The 20,064-nt window shown below is 60.1% G+C and carries 22 protein-coding genes; 10 read left to right on the forward strand and 12 right to left on the reverse strand.

Annotated elements, in window-relative coordinates; translation table 11 throughout:
• The 10 genes from tgt to AAC850_RS06140 form a co-directional block, all read right to left on the reverse strand.
• Positions 1-1,137: a tRNA guanosine(34) transglycosylase Tgt gene (tgt, locus tag AAC850_RS06095; RefSeq protein ID WP_340587792.1), complete on the reverse strand. Its 1,137-nt coding sequence runs from the start codon at positions 1,135-1,137 to the stop codon at positions 1-3.
• Complete coding sequence (locus AAC850_RS06100) at positions 1,127-2,080, reverse strand: DUF481 domain-containing protein (RefSeq protein ID WP_340587793.1); 954 nt, start codon at positions 2,078-2,080, stop codon at positions 1,127-1,129. Before AAC850_RS06100 ends, tgt begins: the two co-directional genes overlap by 11 nt.
• A 103-nt stretch (positions 2,081-2,183) precedes the next feature.
• Positions 2,184-2,738, reverse strand: a complete 555-nt coding sequence (locus tag AAC850_RS06105; protein ID WP_340587794.1) for an outer membrane beta-barrel protein — start codon at positions 2,736-2,738, stop codon at positions 2,184-2,186.
• 157 nt (positions 2,739-2,895) lie between these two features.
• Positions 2,896-3,669, reverse strand: a complete 774-nt coding sequence (locus tag AAC850_RS06110) for an ABC transporter permease (protein WP_340587795.1) — start codon at positions 3,667-3,669, stop codon at positions 2,896-2,898.
• Complete coding sequence (locus AAC850_RS06115) at positions 3,666-4,613, reverse strand: ABC transporter ATP-binding protein (RefSeq protein WP_340587796.1); 948 nt, start codon at positions 4,611-4,613, stop codon at positions 3,666-3,668. Before AAC850_RS06115 ends, AAC850_RS06110 begins: the two co-directional genes overlap by 4 nt.
• 92 nt (positions 4,614-4,705) lie before the next feature.
• Entirely contained in the window at positions 4,706-5,740 is a 1,035-nt protein-coding gene (gene queA, locus AAC850_RS06120; protein WP_340587797.1) for a tRNA preQ1(34) S-adenosylmethionine ribosyltransferase-isomerase QueA, read from the reverse strand.
• Between the two features lie 28 nt (positions 5,741-5,768).
• Positions 5,769-6,464 (reverse strand): peptidylprolyl isomerase, encoded by a 696-nt coding sequence (locus AAC850_RS06125; RefSeq protein ID WP_340587798.1) that lies wholly within the window; start codon positions 6,462-6,464, stop codon positions 5,769-5,771.
• An 80-nt stretch (positions 6,465-6,544) separates the two neighbouring features.
• Positions 6,545-7,057, reverse strand: coding sequence for a pantetheine-phosphate adenylyltransferase (coaD, locus tag AAC850_RS06130; RefSeq protein WP_340587799.1), 513 nt, complete (start codon positions 7,055-7,057; stop codon positions 6,545-6,547).
• Entirely contained in the window at positions 7,057-7,968 is a 912-nt protein-coding gene (locus AAC850_RS06135) for a polyprenyl synthetase family protein (RefSeq protein ID WP_340587800.1), read from the reverse strand. The genes coaD and AAC850_RS06135 overlap by 1 nt, the downstream gene beginning before the upstream one ends.
• Before the next feature lie 11 nt (positions 7,969-7,979).
• Positions 7,980-8,228: an exodeoxyribonuclease VII small subunit gene (locus AAC850_RS06140; protein WP_340587801.1), complete on the reverse strand. Its 249-nt coding sequence runs from the start codon at positions 8,226-8,228 to the stop codon at positions 7,980-7,982.
• A gap of 62 nt (positions 8,229-8,290) precedes the next feature.
• Between AAC850_RS06140 and AAC850_RS06145 the strand changes: the two genes are divergently transcribed.
• From AAC850_RS06145 to AAC850_RS06155, 3 genes are read left to right on the forward strand one after another with little or no spacing between them, the layout of a single operon-like run.
• A complete protein-coding gene (locus AAC850_RS06145) occupies positions 8,291-8,692 on the forward strand; it encodes a DUF2177 family protein (protein ID WP_340587802.1) in 402 nt (133 codons plus the stop codon).
• A gap of 59 nt (positions 8,693-8,751) precedes the next feature.
• Complete coding sequence (gene purL, locus AAC850_RS06150) at positions 8,752-10,986, forward strand: phosphoribosylformylglycinamidine synthase subunit PurL (protein WP_340587803.1); 2,235 nt, start codon at positions 8,752-8,754, stop codon at positions 10,984-10,986.
• Positions 10,983-11,669: a nitroreductase family protein gene (locus tag AAC850_RS06155; protein WP_340587804.1), complete on the forward strand. Its 687-nt coding sequence runs from the start codon at positions 10,983-10,985 to the stop codon at positions 11,667-11,669. The genes purL and AAC850_RS06155 overlap by 4 nt, the downstream gene beginning before the upstream one ends.
• 3 nt (positions 11,670-11,672) lie before the next feature.
• On the opposite strand, the gene AAC850_RS06160 is transcribed toward AAC850_RS06155, so the two are convergent.
• Together AAC850_RS06160 and serB are read right to left on the reverse strand one after the other, a co-directional pair.
• Positions 11,673-12,092: a PaaI family thioesterase gene (locus AAC850_RS06160; protein ID WP_340587805.1), complete on the reverse strand. Its 420-nt coding sequence runs from the start codon at positions 12,090-12,092 to the stop codon at positions 11,673-11,675.
• Positions 12,092-12,973, reverse strand: a complete 882-nt coding sequence (serB, locus tag AAC850_RS06165; protein ID WP_422723179.1) for a phosphoserine phosphatase SerB — start codon at positions 12,971-12,973, stop codon at positions 12,092-12,094. The genes AAC850_RS06160 and serB overlap by 1 nt, the downstream gene beginning before the upstream one ends.
• Between serB and miaA the strand changes: the two genes are divergently transcribed.
• The 7 genes from miaA to leuA all read left to right on the forward strand — a co-directional run bounded on the left by miaA (position 12,966) and on the right by leuA (position 20,033).
• A complete protein-coding gene (gene miaA, locus AAC850_RS06170) occupies positions 12,966-13,901 on the forward strand; it encodes a tRNA (adenosine(37)-N6)-dimethylallyltransferase MiaA (protein ID WP_340587806.1) in 936 nt (311 codons plus the stop codon). The genes serB and miaA overlap by 8 nt on opposite strands.
• Before the next feature lie 122 nt (positions 13,902-14,023).
• Complete coding sequence (gene ilvB / locus AAC850_RS06175) at positions 14,024-15,766, forward strand: biosynthetic-type acetolactate synthase large subunit (RefSeq protein WP_340587807.1); 1,743 nt, start codon at positions 14,024-14,026, stop codon at positions 15,764-15,766.
• Between the two features lie 13 nt (positions 15,767-15,779).
• A complete protein-coding gene (ilvN, locus tag AAC850_RS06180; protein ID WP_340587808.1) occupies positions 15,780-16,295 on the forward strand; it encodes an acetolactate synthase small subunit in 516 nt (171 codons plus the stop codon).
• Positions 16,295-16,687, forward strand: coding sequence for a hypothetical protein (locus AAC850_RS06185; RefSeq protein ID WP_340587809.1), 393 nt, complete (start codon positions 16,295-16,297; stop codon positions 16,685-16,687). The genes ilvN and AAC850_RS06185 overlap by 1 nt, the downstream gene beginning before the upstream one ends.
• 8 nt (positions 16,688-16,695) lie before the next feature.
• Positions 16,696-17,715, forward strand: a complete 1,020-nt coding sequence (gene ilvC / locus AAC850_RS06190) for a ketol-acid reductoisomerase (protein WP_340587810.1) — start codon at positions 16,696-16,698, stop codon at positions 17,713-17,715.
• 34 nt (positions 17,716-17,749) lie between these two features.
• Positions 17,750-18,079 (forward strand): DUF2200 domain-containing protein, encoded by a 330-nt coding sequence (locus AAC850_RS06195; RefSeq protein WP_340587811.1) that lies wholly within the window; start codon positions 17,750-17,752, stop codon positions 18,077-18,079.
• Positions 18,080-18,335: 256 nt separating this feature from the next.
• A complete protein-coding gene (gene leuA, locus AAC850_RS06200) occupies positions 18,336-20,033 on the forward strand; it encodes a 2-isopropylmalate synthase (RefSeq protein WP_340587812.1) in 1,698 nt (565 codons plus the stop codon).
• The last annotated feature ends 31 nt before the right edge of the window (positions 20,034-20,064 follow it).

A 20,064-nucleotide genomic window follows, 5' to 3' on the forward strand; every position in this document is an offset into this window, starting at 1 on the left:
TCAGGCCTTCAGGTAGTCACGGCGAAAGTTTCGCGCGAAATCATCGAATGTGCCCGCGCTAATGGCATCGCGCATCGCTTGCATCAACTGCTGATAGAAACTCAAATTGTGCTCTGTCACCAGCATTGCGCCGAGGATCTCACCGCTCTTGTGCAGGTGATGGAGATAAGCCCGCGAATAGCTGGCGCATGTCGCGCAATGGCAGCGCGGATCGAGCGGGCCGGTATCCTCCGCATGGCGGGCGTTGCGCAGGTTGACCGGGCCGTTCCAGGTGAAGGCCTGACCATTGCGGCCGGACCGGGTGGGCAGCACGCAGTCGAACATGTCGACACCGCGTTCGACCGCCCCGACAAGGTCATCGGGCTTGCCCACGCCCATCAAATAGCGCGGCGCATCCTCGGGCAGCATACCCGGCGCATAGTCGAGCACGTCGAACATCGCCTCCTGCCCCTCACCCACAGCCAGACCGCCGATGGCGTATCCATCGAAACCGATCTTACGCAGTGCCTCTGCCGATCGGGCGCGAAGCCCCTTGTCCAAAGCCCCCTGCTGGATACCGAAAAGGGCCGAGTTTTCGGCATGGTCACCGCCCGCATCAAAGGCATCGCGACTTCGCTGTGCCCAGCGCATCGAAAGCTCCATGCTGGCTTCGATCTCCTCCATCGGACGGTCGGCACGCGGGCATTCGTCGAATGCCATCACGATATCGCTGCCGAGCAGGCGCTGGATTTCCATCGAGCGTTCGGGCGTCAGCATGTGCTTGGAGCCATCGATGTGGCTGCGGAATTCCACGCCTTTCTCGGTCAGCTTGCGCAAATCCGAAAGACTCATGACCTGATACCCGCCGCTATCGGTCAGGATCGGGCGATCCCAGCGCATGAACTTGTGCAATCCGCCAAGCCGCGCGACCCGCTCCGCACCGGGACGCAGCATGAGGTGATAGGTGTTGCCAAGGATGATGTCCGCACCCGTCGCGCGCACATCTTCGGGTTTCATCGCCTTTACCGTGGCAGCGGTACCGACCGGCATGAATGCGGGCGTGCGGATGGTCCCGCGGCGCATCGCGATTTGCCCGGTGCGCGCGCGGCCATCGGTCGCGGCCACGGTGAAGGCAAAGCGGGGGTTCTCAGAAGCCATAGATCAACGAGAACCTTGTGACCGTATCGGTACTAACGGCGCCAGCAGGCGGATTGCTGTCATATTCCACAGTCCAGGAGAGCCGTGCGGTCAGGCTATCGATGATGCTCGCTTCGACGCCCGTCACTGCGCTCAGGCTGGTGTTCGATCCATCGACGATTAGCAGCGCCTCTCCCCCGGTTTCTACTGTAGAGTTGGCGTCCTGCGTCAATTTGATTGAATCGCTGATCTGCCAATCGAAATCGAGCCCGATCAGGCCCGCGAGACGGCTGGAGGTCCCACCATCGACGAATTCGGTCACCCGGTAAGCTGGTCCAGCCTTGATCGACAAATCCATGTTCCCGGAATCGACCAGTTTGTAACCAATCCCGCCGGATGCGACGTAACGTGCCGAGAAGCCTTGTTGGGTATTACGCTCAAACTGGGTCAGCCCGTAGGCGAACAGTCGCTCATTGATCTGGAAACGCGGTTCGTACCGGGCAAGTATCTGTTCGCGCGAGGTCACGCCATCTGTGCGACGGTAATCTCCGGCTAGGCGCAAGCGATGCTCCCAGTCGATACCCTCGCGCTTCAGCTCCAGCGCAGCGGATATGCCGATTTCGTCTGTGTTTCCGGAAGCTTGGAAGCCGCCGATCTGGCCCTGACCGCTCCAGTTTTCGAACAGCCCCGCAGTGCGGATCACTTCTTCCTGCGCCGCAGCTTCTGCCGCGGCCAACCGAGCTTGCTCTGCCTGATAGTCAGTCCAGATCGCGTCGATCTCCGTCGCATTGTCCGGGAAAGCCGTACGCGCCGCTGCTACGACGGCGGCTACGCCTTCCGCATCACCGGTCTCCATGGCAGCATCGATCATCGCGCGGGCCGCATCGGGCAGCGATTCTTCCTGCGCTGCGGCGGGCGTGGCGATGCCCAGCATCGCGGCGGAAATTAGCGTCCCATATCTCATGCCGCGCCTGCTAACGTGTCATGAGCGCGATCACCAGTCCCCAACAACAAAAGGACCGGCTGCGCAGGTGCACTACCGGTCCTATTGTCAGTTTTAGAACGGCTTAGAAGCGGAAGCCGATGCCCGCAGTTGCGCGTGCAGAATCGAATGCGATGGTATCGACATTGACGCGCAGCATCGCGTTGGTTCCGAGCGGAAACTCGGCACCGGCGCCGACAAGATAATCGCCATCGGTGTCGTCGAGCCCGTCATAGGTTCCGGCCGGCACTTCGAGATCGATGATCTCTGCATAGTCGAAATTCACTTCTTGATAGCCGCCACGAAGGTAATATTTCGCGCCGCCCTGGTCCTGAAAGCCCAGGCGAAGTGACGCGCCATATTCGCTGTCGATGGCCGATGTACCGATGTGGTAGTTACCCTCGACACCCGCGAAAAGGCTCTCTCCGAGAGGGACATCCACGCCCGCGTATGCGCCGAAAATGGGGCTGCCGTCATCGATGCCAACGCCGGGGAACTCATCCTCGATTTCACCATCGACACCAAGGTCGTGATAGCCGCCGGACACGCCGACGAAGACTTCAGCCTCTTGCGCGTTGGCGATCGAGGGAAGCGACAGGGCAGCCAGCGAAGCGGTTGCCGCCAATGCAAATTTCTTCATGATGACAATCATCCTAAATTGCGTTTTACGTCCCGATGCATTCGGGTCGGCGGCAATTGGGACTCGTTTGCTTGCGCGCTTCTGAATGACGCATTCAGGGTCGGACGAACCGCTGATTTCATCCGCACCAACGACGTGAAACGCTATTTCGATGCGGTTATTCGCGCAATCGCCAGCCGGTCCTGAATATCCACGCGATGATCCCGATGCACAGCAGCAGGAAGGCGAGCGTGGCCCCCAGCGATATCAGGATGGGGAAGTCCGATGTGCCGAGGAAGGTCCAGCGAAGGCCGTTGACCAAGTAGACCACCGGATTGATCATCGCGACGGTCTGCCATGGCTCTGGCAAGTCGCTGATCGGGTAGAACGTGCCGCCGAGGAAGGTCAGCGGCATGAGGATCAAGAGCGGGACAATCTGCAGTTTCTCGAAGCCGTCAGCCCATAGTCCGATGATGAAGCCGAGCAGGGAAAACGTCGCGGCGACAAGCAGGATGTAGCCGAAGGCGTAGAGCGGATAGACGATCTGGTAATCGATGATGAGCGCTGCCGTACCGAGGATGATGGCGGCGAGGATGAGCGACTTGACCGCCGCTGCGCCGACAAAGCCGATCAGCGTTTCGAAAACGCCGACAGGTGCGGACAGCAGTTCGTAAATCGAGCCGGTGAACTTGGGCATGTAGATACCGAAGCTGGCATTGCTGGTGCTCTCGCTGAGCAAGGTGAGCATCAGCAGACCCGGAATGATGAATGCCCCGTAATCGACGCCGCCGGGAAGCTCCATCCGGCTGCCGATCGCCGCGCCGAACACCACGAGATAGAGCGAAGTGGTGATGACGGGCGAGAGGATCGAGCCGAAGATGGTGCGGAACATGCGCATCAACTCGTTGCGGAAAATCGCTAGGGCGCCGCGCAGATTCAGGCCGCCGCTCATGCCGTCACCTCCGCCGGTTTGTCCTCGACAAGATCGACGAAGATATCCTCCAGCGTACTGTCGCGGATATCGAGACCGACATAGGCGATGCCCTCCCGCGCCATCAGTTGCGCCAGTTCCGCCACCTCGCGCTTGCCCTTGCCGGTACCGTCACCTCCGCGATAGATTAGGCAGGTGCCCTCCTCCTCCAGATGCAGCGGATAGGCCGAAAGCACTCCGGGAACGGCGCCGAGCGCAACGGGTAGCGCGAAATGCGCCTCGGTCCGGCCCAGCTTGGCCATAATCGTGTCCTTGTCGTCCACCAGCAGCAGCTTACCCTTGTTGATGACACCCACGCGGTCGGCCATTTCCTCTGCTTCCTCGATGTAATGGGTGGTGAGGATGATGGTCACGCCGCGCTCGCGTAGCGCATCGATCTGCCGCCACATGTCGCGCCGCAGTTCGACATCGACTCCCGCAGTGGGTTCATCAAGGAACAGCAGGTCGGGGTCGTGGGCAAGAGCCTTGGCAATCATCACACGCCGTTTCATTCCGCCCGACAGCTCGCGGATCTGCACGTCGCGCTTGTCCCACAGGCTGAGGCTCTTGAGCACTTCCTCGATCCGCGCCTCGTCAGGCGCACAACCAAACATGCCGCGCGAATAGCGCACTTGGCGGATAACCTTGTCGAAGATGTCGAAACTTAGTTCCTGCGGCACGAGCCCGATGCGCCCGCGCACGGCCTTCCAGTGCCGGGTAGCATCCATACCGAAAGCGGATATCGTACCGCCGGTAGGTCGCACCAGTCCGCAAACCGCGCCGATCAGCGTCGTCTTGCCCGCGCCGTTTGGGCCGAGCAGGGCGAAGATTTCCCCACTGCGGATTGAGAGCTCCACGCCATCAAGCGCCCTCACCCCGCCCTTGTAGGTTTTCTTCAGCCCGCGAATGTCGAGAATATTGTCCATTGGCGAGAAATGGCGAAGTTTCGCGCACGCTCCAAGCATAATCGGGATTCACTCGGGCCGGCGCGAGCGACACGGCCTCGAGTTCGCGCTTGCTAGCTTTCTGGCAACAACAGGCTCGAGTCACCGTAGCTGTAGAAGCGATATCCCTGCGCGATAGCATGTGCATAGACGGCCATCATCCGGTCGCGCCCCATCAGTGCGCTAACCAGCATCATCAGGGTCGATTTGGGCAAGTGGAAATTGGTCATCAAACCGTCGACTGCGCGGAAGCGATAGCCTGGCGTAATGAAGATGTCCGTATCTGCTGCAAAAGGCTGGATTCGCCCGTCTTCGTCCGCAGCGCTCTCGATCAGGCGAAGGCTGGTCGTGCCGACCGCGATCAGCCGACCGCCTGCTGCGCGGGCAGCGTTGAGCCGGGCGGCGGTATCAGCGTCGATCTCTCCGAATTCGGCATGCATGACATGGTCTTCGGTATCGTCGGCCTTCACCGGCAGGAATGTGCCCGCGCCCACGTGGAGTGTGAGCGTCTCGCGCCTGATGCCACGCTCATCCAGCGCGGCAATCAGTTCGGGCGTGAAATGGAGTGCCGCGGTCGGGGCGGCAACAGCGCCGTCCTTCTCTGCAAACATGGTCTGGTAATCGGACCGATCGCGCTCGTCGGTTGCGCGCTTTCCGGCGATATAGGGCGGCAACGGCATCCGCCCTGCCCTTTCGAGCAGCACCTCGACCGGTTCATCGCCTTCGAATGCCAGCGTGAACGACCCATCCTTGTGCCGCGCTTCTGCGATTGCCGTGACGCCAGCGTTGAATTCCACACAGTCGCCTTCGCGCAGCCGTTTCGCGTTGCGGATAAATGCCTGCCAGCGCCGCAGATCGATGCGCTTGTGCAAGGTCGCGCCGATGCGCGCTTCGCCGCGTTGGCCTTCGAGCTGTGCCGGGATGACCCGCGTATCGTTGAACACCAGAACATCGCCGGGTTCGAGCAGGTTGGGGAGGTCGCTGACCGTGAAATCGACTAGGGCGGCATCACCCTTCGCCACCAGCATACGCGCTGAATCGCGCGGGCTGACCGGGCGTAGCGCGATCAGTTCCTGCGGCAGATCAAAATCAAAAAGGTCGACGCGCATCGGCGTCTCCTATGCGGCGATCACCCGATCAGAGCGCTTCGTTCAGCATGTCGAGCGTGATCGTCTCGTCGGGTCGTTGCGCTTGCGGCATGGCTTGCGGCACATTGTCTGCCGCGATGGAGGCCTGCAACACCCGGGTAGGGTTGGCGGGCGGTTCGCCACGCGCAATCGCGTCGACGGCAGGCATGTTGGAAATCACACGGCCGAAATTGGTGTAACGACGATCAAGTGCAAATCGCGGATAGAACACGATGAAAAACTGGCTGTTCGCACTGTCTTCCGAATCAGCGCGGGCCATCGACACGGTGCCGCGCACGTGCGGGAGGAAGTTGAATTCTTCTTCCAGATCGGGAAGCGTCGAGCCGCCCTGCCCCGTACCGGTCGGATCGCCGGTCTGTGCCATGAAGCCATCGATCACGCGGTGGAACGGCACGCCGTTGTAGAACCCGTCACGCGTCAGCGTCTTTATCCGCTCGACATGATTGGGCGCCCAATCGGGCATGAGGCGGATGGCCACGCGCTCTCCGGTCGAAAGGTCGAGCAGCAGGATGTTGTCCCGATCTTCGGCCATGTCGAAACTGGCGCGGATCGGCATCTCGCGCGCCGCCGCATTGGTCGCTTCGACATTATCGACTGCTGGAGTCAGATTGGTCTCCTGCGCAGCGGCGGGGGCGGAAATCGTAAGAGCGGCGGCGATTGCCGTCAGCGCGAGTTGGCGAAACATGATTCTGTCCGAATGAAATTGCTGGGTTGATAGCGTCCTACGGCGAAGCAACTGACAGTTCAATGAACATGTCTTGCGCGTCAACAATCGCCCTTCCTGCCAATCTTCTCGACACGGGCATCGACAAGCGCCTTGACCGGCGGACTGACAAAGGGCGCGATGTCGCCACCATAGATGGCAATTTCCTTCACCAGCTTGGACGCAATCGGCTGGAGCGATATGTCGGCCATCAGGAAGACAGTCTCGATCCCGTCGTTCAACTGCTGGTTCATGCCGGCCATTTGATATTCATATTCGAAGTCCGCCACGGCTCGCAGGCCGCGGATGATGATACTCGCCCGTTCATGCTCGGCGAATTTCATCAGCAAGGCATCGAAACCACGAATTTCAACATTCTTCAGCCCGAGCCGGGAAATCTCGCCCGTCATCATATCCATCCGCTCTTCCGGCGTGAACATGGGGTTCTTGGATGGATTGGTGGTGACACCGATAATCAGCCGATCGACCAGTTTTGCCCCACGCCGGATGATATCGGCATGGCCAAGGGTGCAAGGGTCGAATGTGCCGGGATAAAGGCCGATGCGTTCAGTCACTACCTGTCCCTCTCTACCACAAACTTGGCCAGCGCCCGCAGCAAGCCAGCCTCTTCACCGTGACTGGCGAGATGGCCGATTGCTTGATCCGAAAGTGCCTGCGCCTGTTGCCGCGCACCGTCTGCGCCCATCAGTGATACGAAGGTGGCCTTGCCCGCATCGGCATCCTTGCGCAGCGCCTTGCCTGCCAGCGCTTCATCGCCCTCTTTATCGAGCAGGTCATCAGCGATCTGGAAAGCGAGGCCGATATCGCGGGCATAGGCGCGTAGATGCGCCCTTCCCTCGACCGGCACCTTGCCGAGGATCGCCCCCATTTCCACCGCCGCACCCAAGAGCGCGCCTGTCTTGAGCTGTTGCAGGCGCGTAATCGTGTGCAGGTCGAGCTCGCCCTCGGCATCTTCGGCGGCGATGTCCATCACCTGGCCGCCAGCCATGCCCTTGTGGCCGCTGGCGCTGGCGAGCGCGTGGACCAGCTCAGCGCGGATGAATGGATCGGTGCTAACCTGCATTCCACCGAGAATCTCGAACGCGAGTGCATGGAGAGAATCGCCCGCGAGAACGGCAATCGCCTCGGTATATTTCTTGTGCAGCGTCGGCTTGCCGTGCCGCATGTCGTCATCGTCCATGCACGGCAGATCGTCGTGGATGAGCGAATAGACATGGATCGCCTCGATTGCGCAGCCCGCGTAAACTGCAGCCGCACGGCTTGCACCATACATCTCGGCAACGGTGGCGAGCAGCAGCGGACGAACGCGCTTTCCGCCACCGATGGCGGCGTAGCGCATCGCCTCGACCAGCTTGACGCTGTTATCGTCGGGAAGCGGCAGCAACCCGTCGAAAGTGTCGTCGATTTCGCGCTGGATGCGCTGGAGCCCGCGGCCGAGCACATCGTCTGCGACAATCAGGCCCATTCCAGCCCGCCTCAGTCCGCGTCGAAGGGCTGTGTGCCCTGCGGTTTGCCATCAGGTCCGGCGACGATCTTCTCGATCCGTTCCTGCGCAGCGTCGAGCCGCGCCTGGCATAGCTGCCGCAGTTTTTCGCCGCGTTCGTAGAGGTCGATGGATTCGTCCAGCTTTGCCTCGCCGCTTTCCAGCTTGCGGACAACGTCTTCAAGTGCGCGCAAGGCGTCCTCGAAGCTCATTTCAGCGATATCTGAAGATGTGTCTCCCATGACTGCGACCATTGACGCTCGCAGGGCGCAGGGTCAAGCTGCCGGGCTAACGGGAGAGCCTGATGAAGTGGATTATTGCCTATGTCGCCGCTGCCATCGCATTTGGCGTGCTGGATTCCTTCTGGCTGCGCTGGGCAGGACCGAATCTCTACCGCCCGGCGATCGGCGAGATTCTCGCGGACAGCTTCCGCATGGGACCGGCACTGGCTTTCTATTTCATCTATATCGGCGGGATGGTCTATTTCGGCATACGGCCCGGAATAGAGAGCGGAAATGTGTTGATCGCGCTGCTCAACGGCGCGATTTTGGGCTTCGTTTGCTACGCGACATTCGACCTGACGAGCCAGGCGGTGATGAAAGTCTGGTCCACGCAAATCAGCATAGCCGATATCGCATGGGGCACTTTCGCAACAGGCGTCGCATCGGCGGCGGCCGCATGGGTGACGCTGAAAGTTTCCGGATAGGGGGAAATCCAGACGCGAAGGACTAGCGGGTTTGCGGTACGCTCGCTAAGGCGCTGGCCATGTCAGAAATCACTCCTGAAGTCGTCGCCCAGCACGGGCTTTCAGACGAAGAATACGACCGCGTGCTCCACGCCCTGGGTCGCGAACCCAATCTTGTCGAGCTCGGCATCTTTTCGGTCATGTGGTCGGAGCATTGCTCGTACAAGTCGAGTCGCCTCCACCTGAAGAAGCTGCCGACCGAGGCACCGTGGGTAATCTGCGGCCCGGGCGAGAATGCCGGCGTCATCGATATCGGTGACGGTCAGGCCGCGATCTTCAAGATGGAGAGCCACAACCACCCCTCCTATATCGAACCCTATCAGGGCGCGGCAACGGGCGTGGGCGGCATCCTGCGCGATGTCTTCACAATGGGCGCGCGCCCGGTGGCCAATGCCAACGCGCTGCGCTTCGGGCGGCCCGATCACCCCAAGATGAAACATCTGGTGCAGGGTGTCGTCGCGGGCATTGGCGGATATGGCAATTGCGTCGGCGTACCGACCGTTTGTGGCGAAACCAATTTTCACCCGGCCTACGACGGCAACATCCTCGTCAATGCAATGACAGTTGGCGTCGCGGATACGGACAAGATCTTCTACTCCGCCGCCACGGGTGTCGGGAACCCGATCGTCTATGTCGGTTCCAAGACCGGCCGCGACGGTATTCACGGCGCCACCATGGCGAGCGCGGATTTCGAGGAAGATGCAGACGCCAAGCGCCCGACCGTGCAGGTGGGTGATCCCTTCACCGAGAAACTGCTGATCGAAGCCTGTCTCGAACTGATGGCGACAGACGCGATTGTGGCCATCCAGGACATGGGCGCGGCTGGTCTGACTTCTTCCAGCGTGGAGATGGCGACAAATGGCAAGGCCGGCATCCGGCTCGACATGAACATGGTACCGTGCCGCGAGGATGGCATGACGCCATACGAAATGATGCTTAGCGAGAGCCAAGAGCGGATGCTCATGGTACTCAAGCCGGGCAAGGAAGCCATGGCGCAGGCCATTTTCGAAAAGTGGGAGCTGGATTTCGCGGTCATCGGCGAAGTCACCGACACGCAGCACATGGTGCTCGAATTCGATGGCGAGGTCGTTTGCGACATCCCCCTTGGCCCGCTCGCCGCCGATGCTCCCGAATATGACCGGCCCTATTTGAGTCGCGAGGAATATACCGAATGGGCAGGCATCGCCCCGATGTCCGACCGGCCCGACACCGCTAATGCAGGTGCCGATCTGCTCAAGCTGCTCGCCAGCCCCAACCTCTCCTCGCGCAGCTGGATTGCAGAGCAATACGACAGCCAGGTTGGCGCGGATACCTTGCAGACTGGCGGTGACGCTGGTGTCGTGCGCGTTCATGGCACCAAGAAAGCTCTGGCGATCAGCACCGATTGCACCCCGCGCTATGTCCACGCCGATCCCTATGAAGGCGGCAAGCAGGCCATCGCAGAGGCTTATCGCAATCTCTGCGCCGTGGGCGCGCGTCCTCTGGCGGTGACCAACTGCCTCAACTTCGCCAATCCGCAGCGTCCCGAAATCATGGCGCAATTCGTCCATGCGCTCGAAGGCATGGGGAAGGCCTGCAAATATCTCGATTTCCCCATCGTCAGCGGCAATGTCTCGCTTTACAACGAAAGCAAGGCGACCGGCGGCGGCTCTGCCATCCTGCCCACACCGGCCATCGGCGGTGTCGGCATCATCGATGACTACGAGCATATGATGACCATGCCGTTCAAGGCTGCTGGCGAAACGATTTACCTGATTTCGTCGGAAGATTGGGCCACGCCCGATCCGGAACGCTCGCATTTGGGCAAATCGCTCTGGCTGTCCGAGATTCACGGACGCGACGAAGGCCGCACACCGCCGACAGACTTGACCCTGGAGAAGGCAGCAGGGGGTATCATCCGCGAACTTATTGCCGATGGCCTGGTCAGCGCCGTGCACGATATCTCCGATGGCGGGCTTGCGATTGCTCTTGCCGAGATGGCGATGGCAAGCGGCATTGGTGCCGATGTCGAGGTGGGCGAAGGTTTCACGGCCGCGCAGTGGTGGTTTGGTGAAGACCAGGGCCGCTACGTGGTCACCGTGCCCGATACAGTCGCACTCAACGAAACACTCGCGAAAGGCACTATCGATGACCAGACAGCCGCAGTTGGCTTCACACGCATCGGCACGACCGGTGGCGACAGCTTGCTCGGCGTCTCGGTGGAGAAGATGCGCGCCGCCCACCGCAGTTTCTTCAAGGAATGGATGGAAGCTTGAGCGAAAAGCACCATCCCTTCCCCGCTCTGCCTGCATATACGGAGGAAGAACGGGTGGCGCTCGCCAAGGCGGCTTATGAACAGCTGAAAACCCGCCATTCCTGCCGTGAATTTGCCGACACGCCGGTGCCTCGCGAAATCATTGAATTCGCAATTCGCGCCGCGGGAACTGCGCCCAATGGTGCCAATCACCAGCCATGGCACTTCACTGTCATCCAATCGCCGGACAAGAAGCGCGCTGTACGCGAAGCTGCCGAGGCAGAAGAACGTCGGTTCTACGGCGAGGATGGTGACAAGCCCAAGGCGAGTGCAGAATGGCTGGGCGCCCTCGCCCCCATAGGCACCGACGCGAATAAGCCGTTTCTTGAAACTGCACCCTATCTCATCGTGTGTTTCGCCCAGCGCACTGGCGGGATCGAGGAAGATGGCGAGACGCAGAACTACTACGTCAACGAGAGTGTCGGCATCGCGTGCGGAATGCTCATCAGCACGCTCCACGAGGCCGGCTTGGCGACATTGACACACACGCCCTCACCCATGGGATTCCTGCGCGACCTTTGCGGTCGCCCGAAGAACGAAAAGCCGCTGATGATCGTCGTGGCGGGCCTCCCGGGCGAAAACGCGACAGTGCCTGACCACGCGATCAGGAAGAAGCCGCTCGATCAGATTTCGAGCTGGCTTTAGGCGCTATTGCGCCGCGATCACGTGAAACGTTCCACTTGCTCGCATGAGCAGTTTGCCTTTCGCGCTGCGCTTGCGAACGCGGCAATCGAGACTGATTGTTGACCGACCAGCGCGCAGCACTTCGGCTTCTGCCTCTACCCAATCACCCTGCATTGCTGGTGACAGGAAATCGGCACTGATGCCTTGCGTCACCGCATATTGGCCCTTCGGTGCTGCCCTCCCGGCGGCCAGCGTTAGCGCCGTGTCGACCAGCGCCATCAGCATTCCGCCGTGGAGCGATCCGACGGCATTCCCGTGCCGCTCGTCGAAATGCACGCCCACAACGATATTCTCGCCTCGTTTCGCCCAATAAAGAGGCCCGATCAGTTCATGGAACGCGCCGTAAGAGCGCATTTCGGAAAAGCCGTCGGGTATCTTGGTCATTACGAAACCCAATCTTTCTCCGGAATGTCGAGCAGCTTGAGCAAGCTTGTGAGGTCGCCGCGCTCTACCCAGCCATTTGCCGCCGCGCGCGCCTTGGGCTTGGCACGAAAGGCGATGCCGTAGGTCGCCGCCTCAATCATCGGGATGTCGTTTGCACCGTCACCCGCCGCCATGCTGACGACATTGTCGCCCTTAGCCGCAACTTCCTCGAGCAAGACGGCGCGCTTGGTCGAGCTGTCGCTGATGTCCCCGACAAGGCCACCGGTCAGCTTTCCACCTGCGACTTCCAGCCTGTTGCCGATTGTGCGCTCGAACCCGAGCTGATCCGCAACCACATCAGCGAAATGGTGAAACCCGCCCGTCACCAGCGCCGTCCGGCAACCGCGTGATTTGAGCGTTTCGACCAGCACGCGCGCACCCGCTGTCGGGCGGATCCGTTCGGCTAGGCATTGGTCGATAGCTTCTTCGCCGAGGCCTGAAAGCAGGTCGACCCTTTCGCGCAGCGCAGCTTCAAAGTTGAGTTCCCCCTGCATCGCACGTTCTGTGATCTCCGCAACCTTGTCCTTGAGACCCGCAAAGTCAGCCAGTTCGTCGATGCATTCCTGCCCGATCATGGTCGAATCCATGTCGGAGACGAACACATGCGGAACCTGGATAACATCGCGTGAGACAATCGCATCGCTTTCCGGGAAATGGACGTCGAGCGCAGCGCGCAATGCCTCCATGTCATCACCCGGGCTCTCGATTTGCAGGACATCGCCGCAGAAATCGAGCATGGCCGCGTGGGCGACCGGCACGCTCGTGTCAGCCAATGCGACGGTTAGCCCATCGAGGGCTTTCTCGAGTGAGGAAGGCTCTGCTATCAGCCGGGTGATGAGCAATTCAGATACTCCTGCGAATAATCAGGTCGCGCTCATTGCAGGGCCAACCGCCAGCGGCAAGAGCGATCTGGCAGTAAGGCTGGCACAAGCGCTTGATCGCCCAGCCGTAGTCATCAATGCCGACAGCGCGCAGGTTTATGCCGACCTGCAAATCCTGTCCGCCCGCCCGACTGCGGCGGAGATGGGTGGTGTGCCGCACCGCCTCTTCGGCGCGTGGGATGGTTCGAAAGCCTGTTCGGCTGCAGACTGGGCAAGCGCGGCGAAGCGCGAAATCGCAGAGGCGCACGCGGCAGACGCTGTGCCGATCATCGTTGGCGGCACTGGTCTCTATATCCGCACCTTGCTGGAGGGGATTGCACCAATCCCCGCAATCGCCCCTGATGTGCGGGAAAGCGTGCGAGCCCTGTCGACGACGGAAGCCTACACCGCACTTCTGGACGAGGATGCAGCACGAGCGGACCTGCTCCATCCGAGTGACAGCCAGCGTATTGCGCGTGCGCTTGAAGTGGTGCGCTCCACAGGGCGAACTCTCGCCGAATGGCAGGAGATAAAGGAAGGCGGGATTGCAGACGAGATCTCACTCGCGCCGCTGGTTCTCTTGCCAGATCGCGATGCCGTGTTTGCCCGCTGCGATGGGCGCTTTGCGATGATGGTTGATAATGGCGCGGTCGGGGAAGTGGAGGCCCTGCTTGCCCGCGATCTGTCACCCGACTTGCCAGTGATGCGCGCAATCGGGGTAACTGAGATTGCCGGATGGCTGCGCGGCGAATGGACGCGTGAGGATGCGCTTGCGAAAGGGCAGCAAGCCACGCGAAATTACGCCAAGCGGCAATTCACCTGGCTGCGCAATCAGCTGCCGAATGATTGGGTCCGCATCAAGCCAGAAGATGTCGACTTGAGAACCAATTTTGATATTTTATTTCCCTGATATTGGTTGACAGGACATTTTATGCCCCCTAACGCCACCTTGGTAATGGGGAATGCAGGCCCGGTGAGAGCGATCTTGCCGGGTCAGCTTTTTCTGGCGTTTGGCCACAACAGGAGCATGACGTGTCTGAAGAGCGCAGCGGCGCGGCGATATTGGTGGAAAGCCTCGTGCGGCAGGGAGTCGAGTTCGTTTTCGGCTATCCCGGCGGCGCAGTGCTGCCGATCTACGATGAATTGTTTTCCGACAAGCGCGTTCGCCACATCCTCGTCCGGCACGAAGCTGGTGCGGCCCATGCTGCGGAAGGATATGCTCGCTCGACCGGCAAGCCCGGTGTTGTGCTCGTCACTTCCGGCCCCGGCGCAACCAATGCGATCACCGGTATTGCCGATGCTTTCATGGATTCCATCCCGCTGGTCGTGATTACCGGCCAGGTGCCGACAAACCTGATCGGGACAGATGCTTTCCAAGAGGCCGATACGGTTGGCCTTACCCGTCATTGCTCCAAGCACAACTATCTTGTCAAAGATCCTGAAGAGCTTGCGGCAACTATCGAAGAAGCCTTCGAAATTGCTACAACCGGGCGCCCTGGCCCTGTGGTCATCGACATTCCCAAGAATGTGCAGATTGCCACCGCGTCCATGTCCGATGGACCGGCGGAACGGCGCAAACGCTACCTCCCCCGCAGTGTTGGCGCGGCAGACGAGATAGCCGAAGCTGTCGAGTTGATCGCCAATGCCGAGCGTCCCATTCTCTACACCGGCGGCGGAGTCATCAATTCCGGCCCCGAAGCGAGCGAATTGCTGCGCCAGTTCCAGCGATTGACCGGCGCACCGCTTACCTCGACACTGATGGGACTTGGCGCCTTTCCCGCCGATCATCCCGATTGGCTGGGTATGCTCGGGATGCACGGCACTTTCGAAGCCAATATGGCAATGAACCAGTGCGATGTGATGGTTTGCGTGGGAGCACGCTTCGATGACCGAGTCACCGGACGGCTCGACGCCTTCGCTCCGAACTCGAAGAAAATCCACATCGACATCGATCGCGCCAGCATCAACAAGGTGGTTCCGGTCGATCTGGGCATCATCGGCGATTGCGGCAAAGTGCTCGAACAGCTGATTGCCGGCTGGGGAGATCGCCATTCGCGCGATCTCGGCGAATGGAAGGCGCGCATAACCGGCTGGAAAGCGCGCAATAGCCTCGCCTACCCTGAAAAGTCCGACGCGATCATGCCGCAACTGGCGGTCGAGCGGCTGTTTGCGCTGACAAAAGACCGCGACCCGATCATCACGACAGAGGTCGGACAGCACCAGATGTGGGCGGCGCAATATTTTGGCTTCATGGGACCGAACAAGTGGCTCACAAGCGGTGGCCTCGGCACGATGGGCTATGGTCTGCCTGCCGCCATCGGTGCTCAATTGGGCAATCCGGATAGCCTGGTGATCGATATCGCCGGTGAAGCCAGCATCCAGATGAACATCCAGGAGCTTGGCACTGCCAGCCAGTTCCGCCTTCCGGTCAAGGTGTTCATCCTCAACAATGAATACATGGGCATGGTTCGCCAGTGGCAGGAACTGACCTACGAGAGCCGCTATTCGAACAGCTATTCCGATAGTCTGCCCGACTTCGTGAGGCTGGCTGAAAGCTATGGCTGGAAAGGCATCCGGATTACCGAGGAAGCCGGTCTGGACGCCGGGATCGAGGAAATGCTGGCGTATGATGGGCCGGTAGTCGTCGATTGCCAGGTGTCCAAGGACGCCAACTGCTTCCCGATGATCCCGTCGGGCGCGGCGCACACGGAAATGCTGCTCTATGGCGACATGGTCGAAGGCAGCATGGACGACGAAGCCAAGGCTTTGGTGTAGGGGCCATCAGGACATGAAAATCGAACATCGCGAAGCCGAGCGGCATGTGCTCACCGTGGTCGTGGACAATGAACCAGGCATTCTTGCCAAGATCACTGGCCTGTTCACCGCGCGCGGCTATAATATCGACAGCCTGACCGTGGCCGATATCTCCGAAGATCACGCCATCAGCCGGATCACCATCGTCACCCGCGGTCCGCCGCAGGTGATCGACCAGATCATGGCGCAGCTGGAACGGCTGGTGCCGGTTCACCGCGTGATAGATTTGACCGAAGAAGGGCCGCATGTCGAACGCGAGCTTGCGCTGGTAAAGGTCAACGGCATCGGCGAAATGCGCGTCGAGGCGCTACGTACCGCCGAAGTTTTCCGCGCCAATGTCATCGACACAACGCCCGAAAGCTTCGTTTTCGAACTGACAGGTTCGTCGGACAAGATCGACAGCTTTATCGTGCTCATGCGCGGGCTGGGACTGGTCGAGGTCGGACGTTCCGGCGTGGTTGGCATGATGCGCGGAAGCGAAGGATCGTAATGGAATATCTCAACCCGAGTTTTCTGCTGTTGATGGCCGCAGCGCTGGCCGTGATTACAGCTGCACTCCATTCCGTGCTGGGCGAGCAGCGCCTTATCGCGCCGCTGCTGGCGAGCGATGTTCCGCTTATGCAACACCCGCTCGCACGGCAGGTCACGCGCTTCGCCTGGCACTGGACCACCGCGCTCTGGCTGGGAATCGCTGCGGTTCTCGCCCTTGCGGCCTATGGCGACATCAATGCACCATGGCTGATCTTCGGGATCGGCGCAGCGCACTTTATCGCTGGCGTTACTGACGGAATTTTCACGCGCGGACAGCATCTCGGCTGGCCGCTCATAACCATCATCGGGGGGCTGGTGCTCCTCGCCTACTACACGACCCAGACTCAATAGGACGACACATGAAAGTCTATTACGACGCCGACGCCGATCTCAACCTAATCACCGACAAGAAGATTGTCGTGCTCGGCTATGGCAGCCAGGGCCATGCCCATGCGCAAAACCTGCGCGACAGCGGTGTGAAGGATGTCTCCATCGCGCTGCGCGAAGGCTCCGCCACTGCCAAGAAGGCACAGGACGCAGGTTTTACGGTTCTCAGCAATGAGGAAGCGGCGAAGCAGGCGGACATTCTGATGGTCCTCGCACCCGATGAACATCAGGCGAAGATCTGGGCGGATGACCTCAAGGGCAAGATGAAGCCGGGCGCCGCACTCGCTTTCGCGCATGGCCTGAACGTGCATTTCGGCCTGATCGAGCCGACCGACGATATCGACGTGATCATGATCGCTCCGAAAGGCCCCGGCCACACCGTGCGCAGCGAATACCAGAAGGGTGGCGGCGTGCCGTGCCTGATCGCGATCCACCAAGACGTGACCGGCAATGCCCATGATGTGGCCCTCGCCTACGCCAGCGGTGTTGGCGGCGGACGCAGCGGCATCATCGAGACCGATTTCAAGGAAGAGTGCGAAACCGACCTGTTTGGTGAGCAGGCTGTCCTGTGCGGCGGTATCACCCATCTCATCATGGCCGGGTTCGAGACGCTCGTGGAAGCCGGATACGCGCCGGAAATGGCTTATTTCGAATGCCTCCACGAGACCAAGCTCATCGTCGACCTGCTATATGAAGGCGGCATCGCGAACATGCGCTATTCGATCAGCAACACAGCGGAATACGGCGATTATCACACCGGCCCGCGCGTCATCACCGATGAAACCAAGGCGGAAATGAAGCGCGTTCTGGACGACATCCAGCGCGGTAAGTTCGTGCAGCGCTTCATGCTCGACAATGCTATTGGCAATCCGGAGATGAAAGCCGCGCGCAAGCGTCAGGAAGAACATCCGATCGAGAAGACCGGCGCGCAGCTTCGTGCTATGATGCCGTGGATCACCGCCAACAAGCTGGTGGACAAGGACAAGAACTGACGGAGCAGACATGGCCGAACATCGCGTCTATTCAATGAGCTTCGCCAAGGTTTATCCGCTCTATGTGACGAAGGCTGAGAAAAAGGGGCGAAGCAAATCGGAGGTTGATGAAATCATTCATTGGCTGACCGGATACGATGCAGCAGGACTTGCCGAAGCCATTGAAGACGAGCGCGATTTCAGGGCTTTCTTCGATCAGGCACCCAAGATGAACCCCGCGCGCGAACTGGTGACAGGTGTCGTGTGCGGGGTCCGCGTGGAAGAGGTGGAGGAAACGCTCATGCGGGAAATCCGCTACCTCGACAAAATGATCGATGAACTGGCGAGGGGCAAAGCCATGGAGAAAATTCTCCGCGAGCCCTGAACCTTCAGCGGGTCGCCCTCAAACCGAAAAATCGCTTACGCGTGATTTCCAATCTGGACCTGTTAACCATTACGGACTAGCATCACGACCATGAGCACGGCTTACAGCCTAACCCTGCTTCGACTTACACGCCCTTAGGCGTGCCCGTTGCCCTGCCCGGATGCAGGGAACTCGCCTAAGGGCTTCCACATCGCACCACCAATAATGCGCAAGGCGACTTGCCGAGCGCGCCTGAGTCGAACAAGGCTGTTACCCGATGCCAATGCTTTCCAACCCGTCCGCGAAGTACCGCCCATTTCCGCAGGTCGACTTGCCCGACCGGCAATGGCCCACACGCACGATCACTGCCCCGCCCCGCTGGCTTTCCACAGACCTCCGCGATGGCAACCAGTCGATTATCGACCCGATGGACCGGGCAAAGAAGACCCGCTTTTTCGACCTGCTCGTAGATGTCGGCGTCAAGGAAATCGAAGTCGGCTTTCCCGCAGCGGGTCAGACTGAGTTCGATTTCATCAGCTGGTTGGTGACGAGCGGCAAAGTGCCGGAAGACGTGGTGGTGCAGGTCCTCACCCAGTCGCGCGAAGATCTGATCAAGCGCAGCTTCGAAAGTCTTGAAGGCGCGCATTCGGCCATCGTCCATTTGTACAATGCGCTTAGCCCGGCATGGCGCGACATCGTTTTCCGCATGAGCCGGGACGAAGTGCGCGAAATTGCCGTCAAGGGCGCGCAAATGCTGGTCGACGAAGCTGCCAAACGTCCCGATACGAAATGGCATTTCGAATATTCACCCGAAACCTTCTCGACCGCCGAACTCGATTTCAGCCTCGAGGTTTGCGAGGCGGTAATGAATGTTGTCGGCCCGACAAAGGAATGGCCGATCATCCTCAACCTGCCTGCTACCGTGGAAGCGGCAACACCAAATATTTACGCTGACCAGATCGAATATTTCTGCCGTAACCTGCCCAATCGCGAGGCTGCGATAATCAGCCTGCACACGCATAATGATCGCGGCACCGGCGTTGCAGCGGCGGAACTCGGCCTGATGGCCGGCGCTGATCGCGTCGAAGGGTGCCTGTTCGGCAATGGTGAGCGGACGGGCAATTGCTGCCTCGTCACTGTGGCGCTCAATATGTACACGCAGGGGATCGATCCGGGTCTTGATTTCTCCGACATCGACCGGGTGATTGAAACTGTCGAATACTGCAACGAATTGCCGGTGCACGAACGCCACCCTTACGGCGGCGAACTGGTGTTCACTGCGTTTTCCGGCAGCCACCAGGATGCCATCAAGAAGGGTTTCGAGGCGAACGAACAGCAGAATGACACGCATTGGCGTGTTCCCTACCTGCCGATCGACCCTGCGGACCTTGGCCGCAATTATGAAGCGGTAATTCGCGTCAATTCGCAAAGCGGCAAAGGCGGTTTTGCATGGGTCTTGCAACAGGATCAGGGCCTTAAGTTGCCCAAGCGTCTGCAAGCCAGTTTCTCGCGCCACGTGCAATTCATGGCCGACGAACTCGGCCGCGAGCTCAACGCCGCCGACATCTGGGACTGTTTCCGCAAGGCCTATTACCTGCAGGTCGACAAGCGCCGCTTTGCACTGGTCGATTACGAAGAAAGCCGCGCGTCCGATGGCACGCGCATCTTCACCGGCAGGGTCGAAGTTGATGGTGAGGCGCAGCGTGTATCGGGACGCGGAAAAGGGTTGATCTCGTCCGTGCTGGCAACCTTGCGCGAGACGTTCGGTCTCGATTTCGAAGTAACCGACTACTCCGAGCACGCGCTGGGCACAGGCGTCGATTCGCGCGCCGCGGCCTATATCGAGTTTGCAACGCCTGACGGGGAGACTGGCTGGGGCGTCGGCGTGGACGAAGACGTGGCAACCGCAGGCGTCCGCGCCTTGCTCAGCGCAGCAAACGCCGCGTCGCATGGTCCGGGTACGCAACGTTTTTAACGCTGGATTCGCGGCATCATAAGGGGCAATC

This window comes from Erythrobacter alti (assembly GCF_037996805.1).
Lineage (GTDB): Bacteria > Pseudomonadota > Alphaproteobacteria > Sphingomonadales > Sphingomonadaceae > Alteraurantiacibacter > Alteraurantiacibacter alti.

Excerpts from the sequence above, each read along its gene's own strand:
- AAC850_RS06145 (WP_340587802.1), top strand. The coding sequence starts at position 8,291 with ATGAAGTGGATTATTGCCTATGTCGCCGCTGCCATCGCATTTGGCGTG.
- AAC850_RS06125 (WP_340587798.1), bottom strand. The coding sequence starts at position 6,464 with ATGTTTCGCCAACTCGCGCTGACGGCAATCGCCGCCGCTCTTACGATT.
- purL (WP_340587803.1), top strand. The coding sequence starts at position 8,752 with ATGTCAGAAATCACTCCTGAAGTCGTCGCCCAGCACGGGCTTTCAGAC.
- tgt (WP_340587792.1), bottom strand. The coding sequence starts at position 1,137 with ATGGCTTCTGAGAACCCCCGCTTTGCCTTCACCGTGGCCGCGACCGAT.
- queA (WP_340587797.1), bottom strand. The coding sequence starts at position 5,740 with ATGCGCGTCGACCTTTTTGATTTTGATCTGCCGCAGGAACTGATCGCG.
- ilvN (WP_340587808.1), top strand. The coding sequence starts at position 15,780 with ATGAAAATCGAACATCGCGAAGCCGAGCGGCATGTGCTCACCGTGGTC.
- AAC850_RS06105 (WP_340587794.1), bottom strand. The coding sequence starts at position 2,738 with ATGAAGAAATTTGCATTGGCGGCAACCGCTTCGCTGGCTGCCCTGTCG.
- AAC850_RS06110 (WP_340587795.1), bottom strand. The coding sequence starts at position 3,669 with ATGAGCGGCGGCCTGAATCTGCGCGGCGCCCTAGCGATTTTCCGCAAC.
- AAC850_RS06185 (WP_340587809.1), top strand. The coding sequence starts at position 16,295 with ATGGAATATCTCAACCCGAGTTTTCTGCTGTTGATGGCCGCAGCGCTG.
- AAC850_RS06195 (WP_340587811.1), top strand. The coding sequence starts at position 17,750 with ATGAGCTTCGCCAAGGTTTATCCGCTCTATGTGACGAAGGCTGAGAAA.
- miaA (WP_340587806.1), top strand. The coding sequence starts at position 12,966 with ATGAGCAATTCAGATACTCCTGCGAATAATCAGGTCGCGCTCATTGCA.
- AAC850_RS06160 (WP_340587805.1), bottom strand. The coding sequence starts at position 12,092 with ATGACCAAGATACCCGACGGCTTTTCCGAAATGCGCTCTTACGGCGCG.
- ilvC (WP_340587810.1), top strand. The coding sequence starts at position 16,696 with ATGAAAGTCTATTACGACGCCGACGCCGATCTCAACCTAATCACCGAC.
- AAC850_RS06115 (WP_340587796.1), bottom strand. The coding sequence starts at position 4,613 with ATGGACAATATTCTCGACATTCGCGGGCTGAAGAAAACCTACAAGGGC.
- AAC850_RS06100 (WP_340587793.1), bottom strand. The coding sequence starts at position 2,080 with ATGAGATATGGGACGCTAATTTCCGCCGCGATGCTGGGCATCGCCACG.
- AAC850_RS06140 (WP_340587801.1), bottom strand. The coding sequence starts at position 8,228 with ATGGGAGACACATCTTCAGATATCGCTGAAATGAGCTTCGAGGACGCC.
- AAC850_RS06135 (WP_340587800.1), bottom strand. The coding sequence starts at position 7,968 with ATGGGCCTGATTGTCGCAGACGATGTGCTCGGCCGCGGGCTCCAGCGC.
- leuA (WP_340587812.1), top strand. The coding sequence starts at position 18,336 with ATGCCAATGCTTTCCAACCCGTCCGCGAAGTACCGCCCATTTCCGCAG.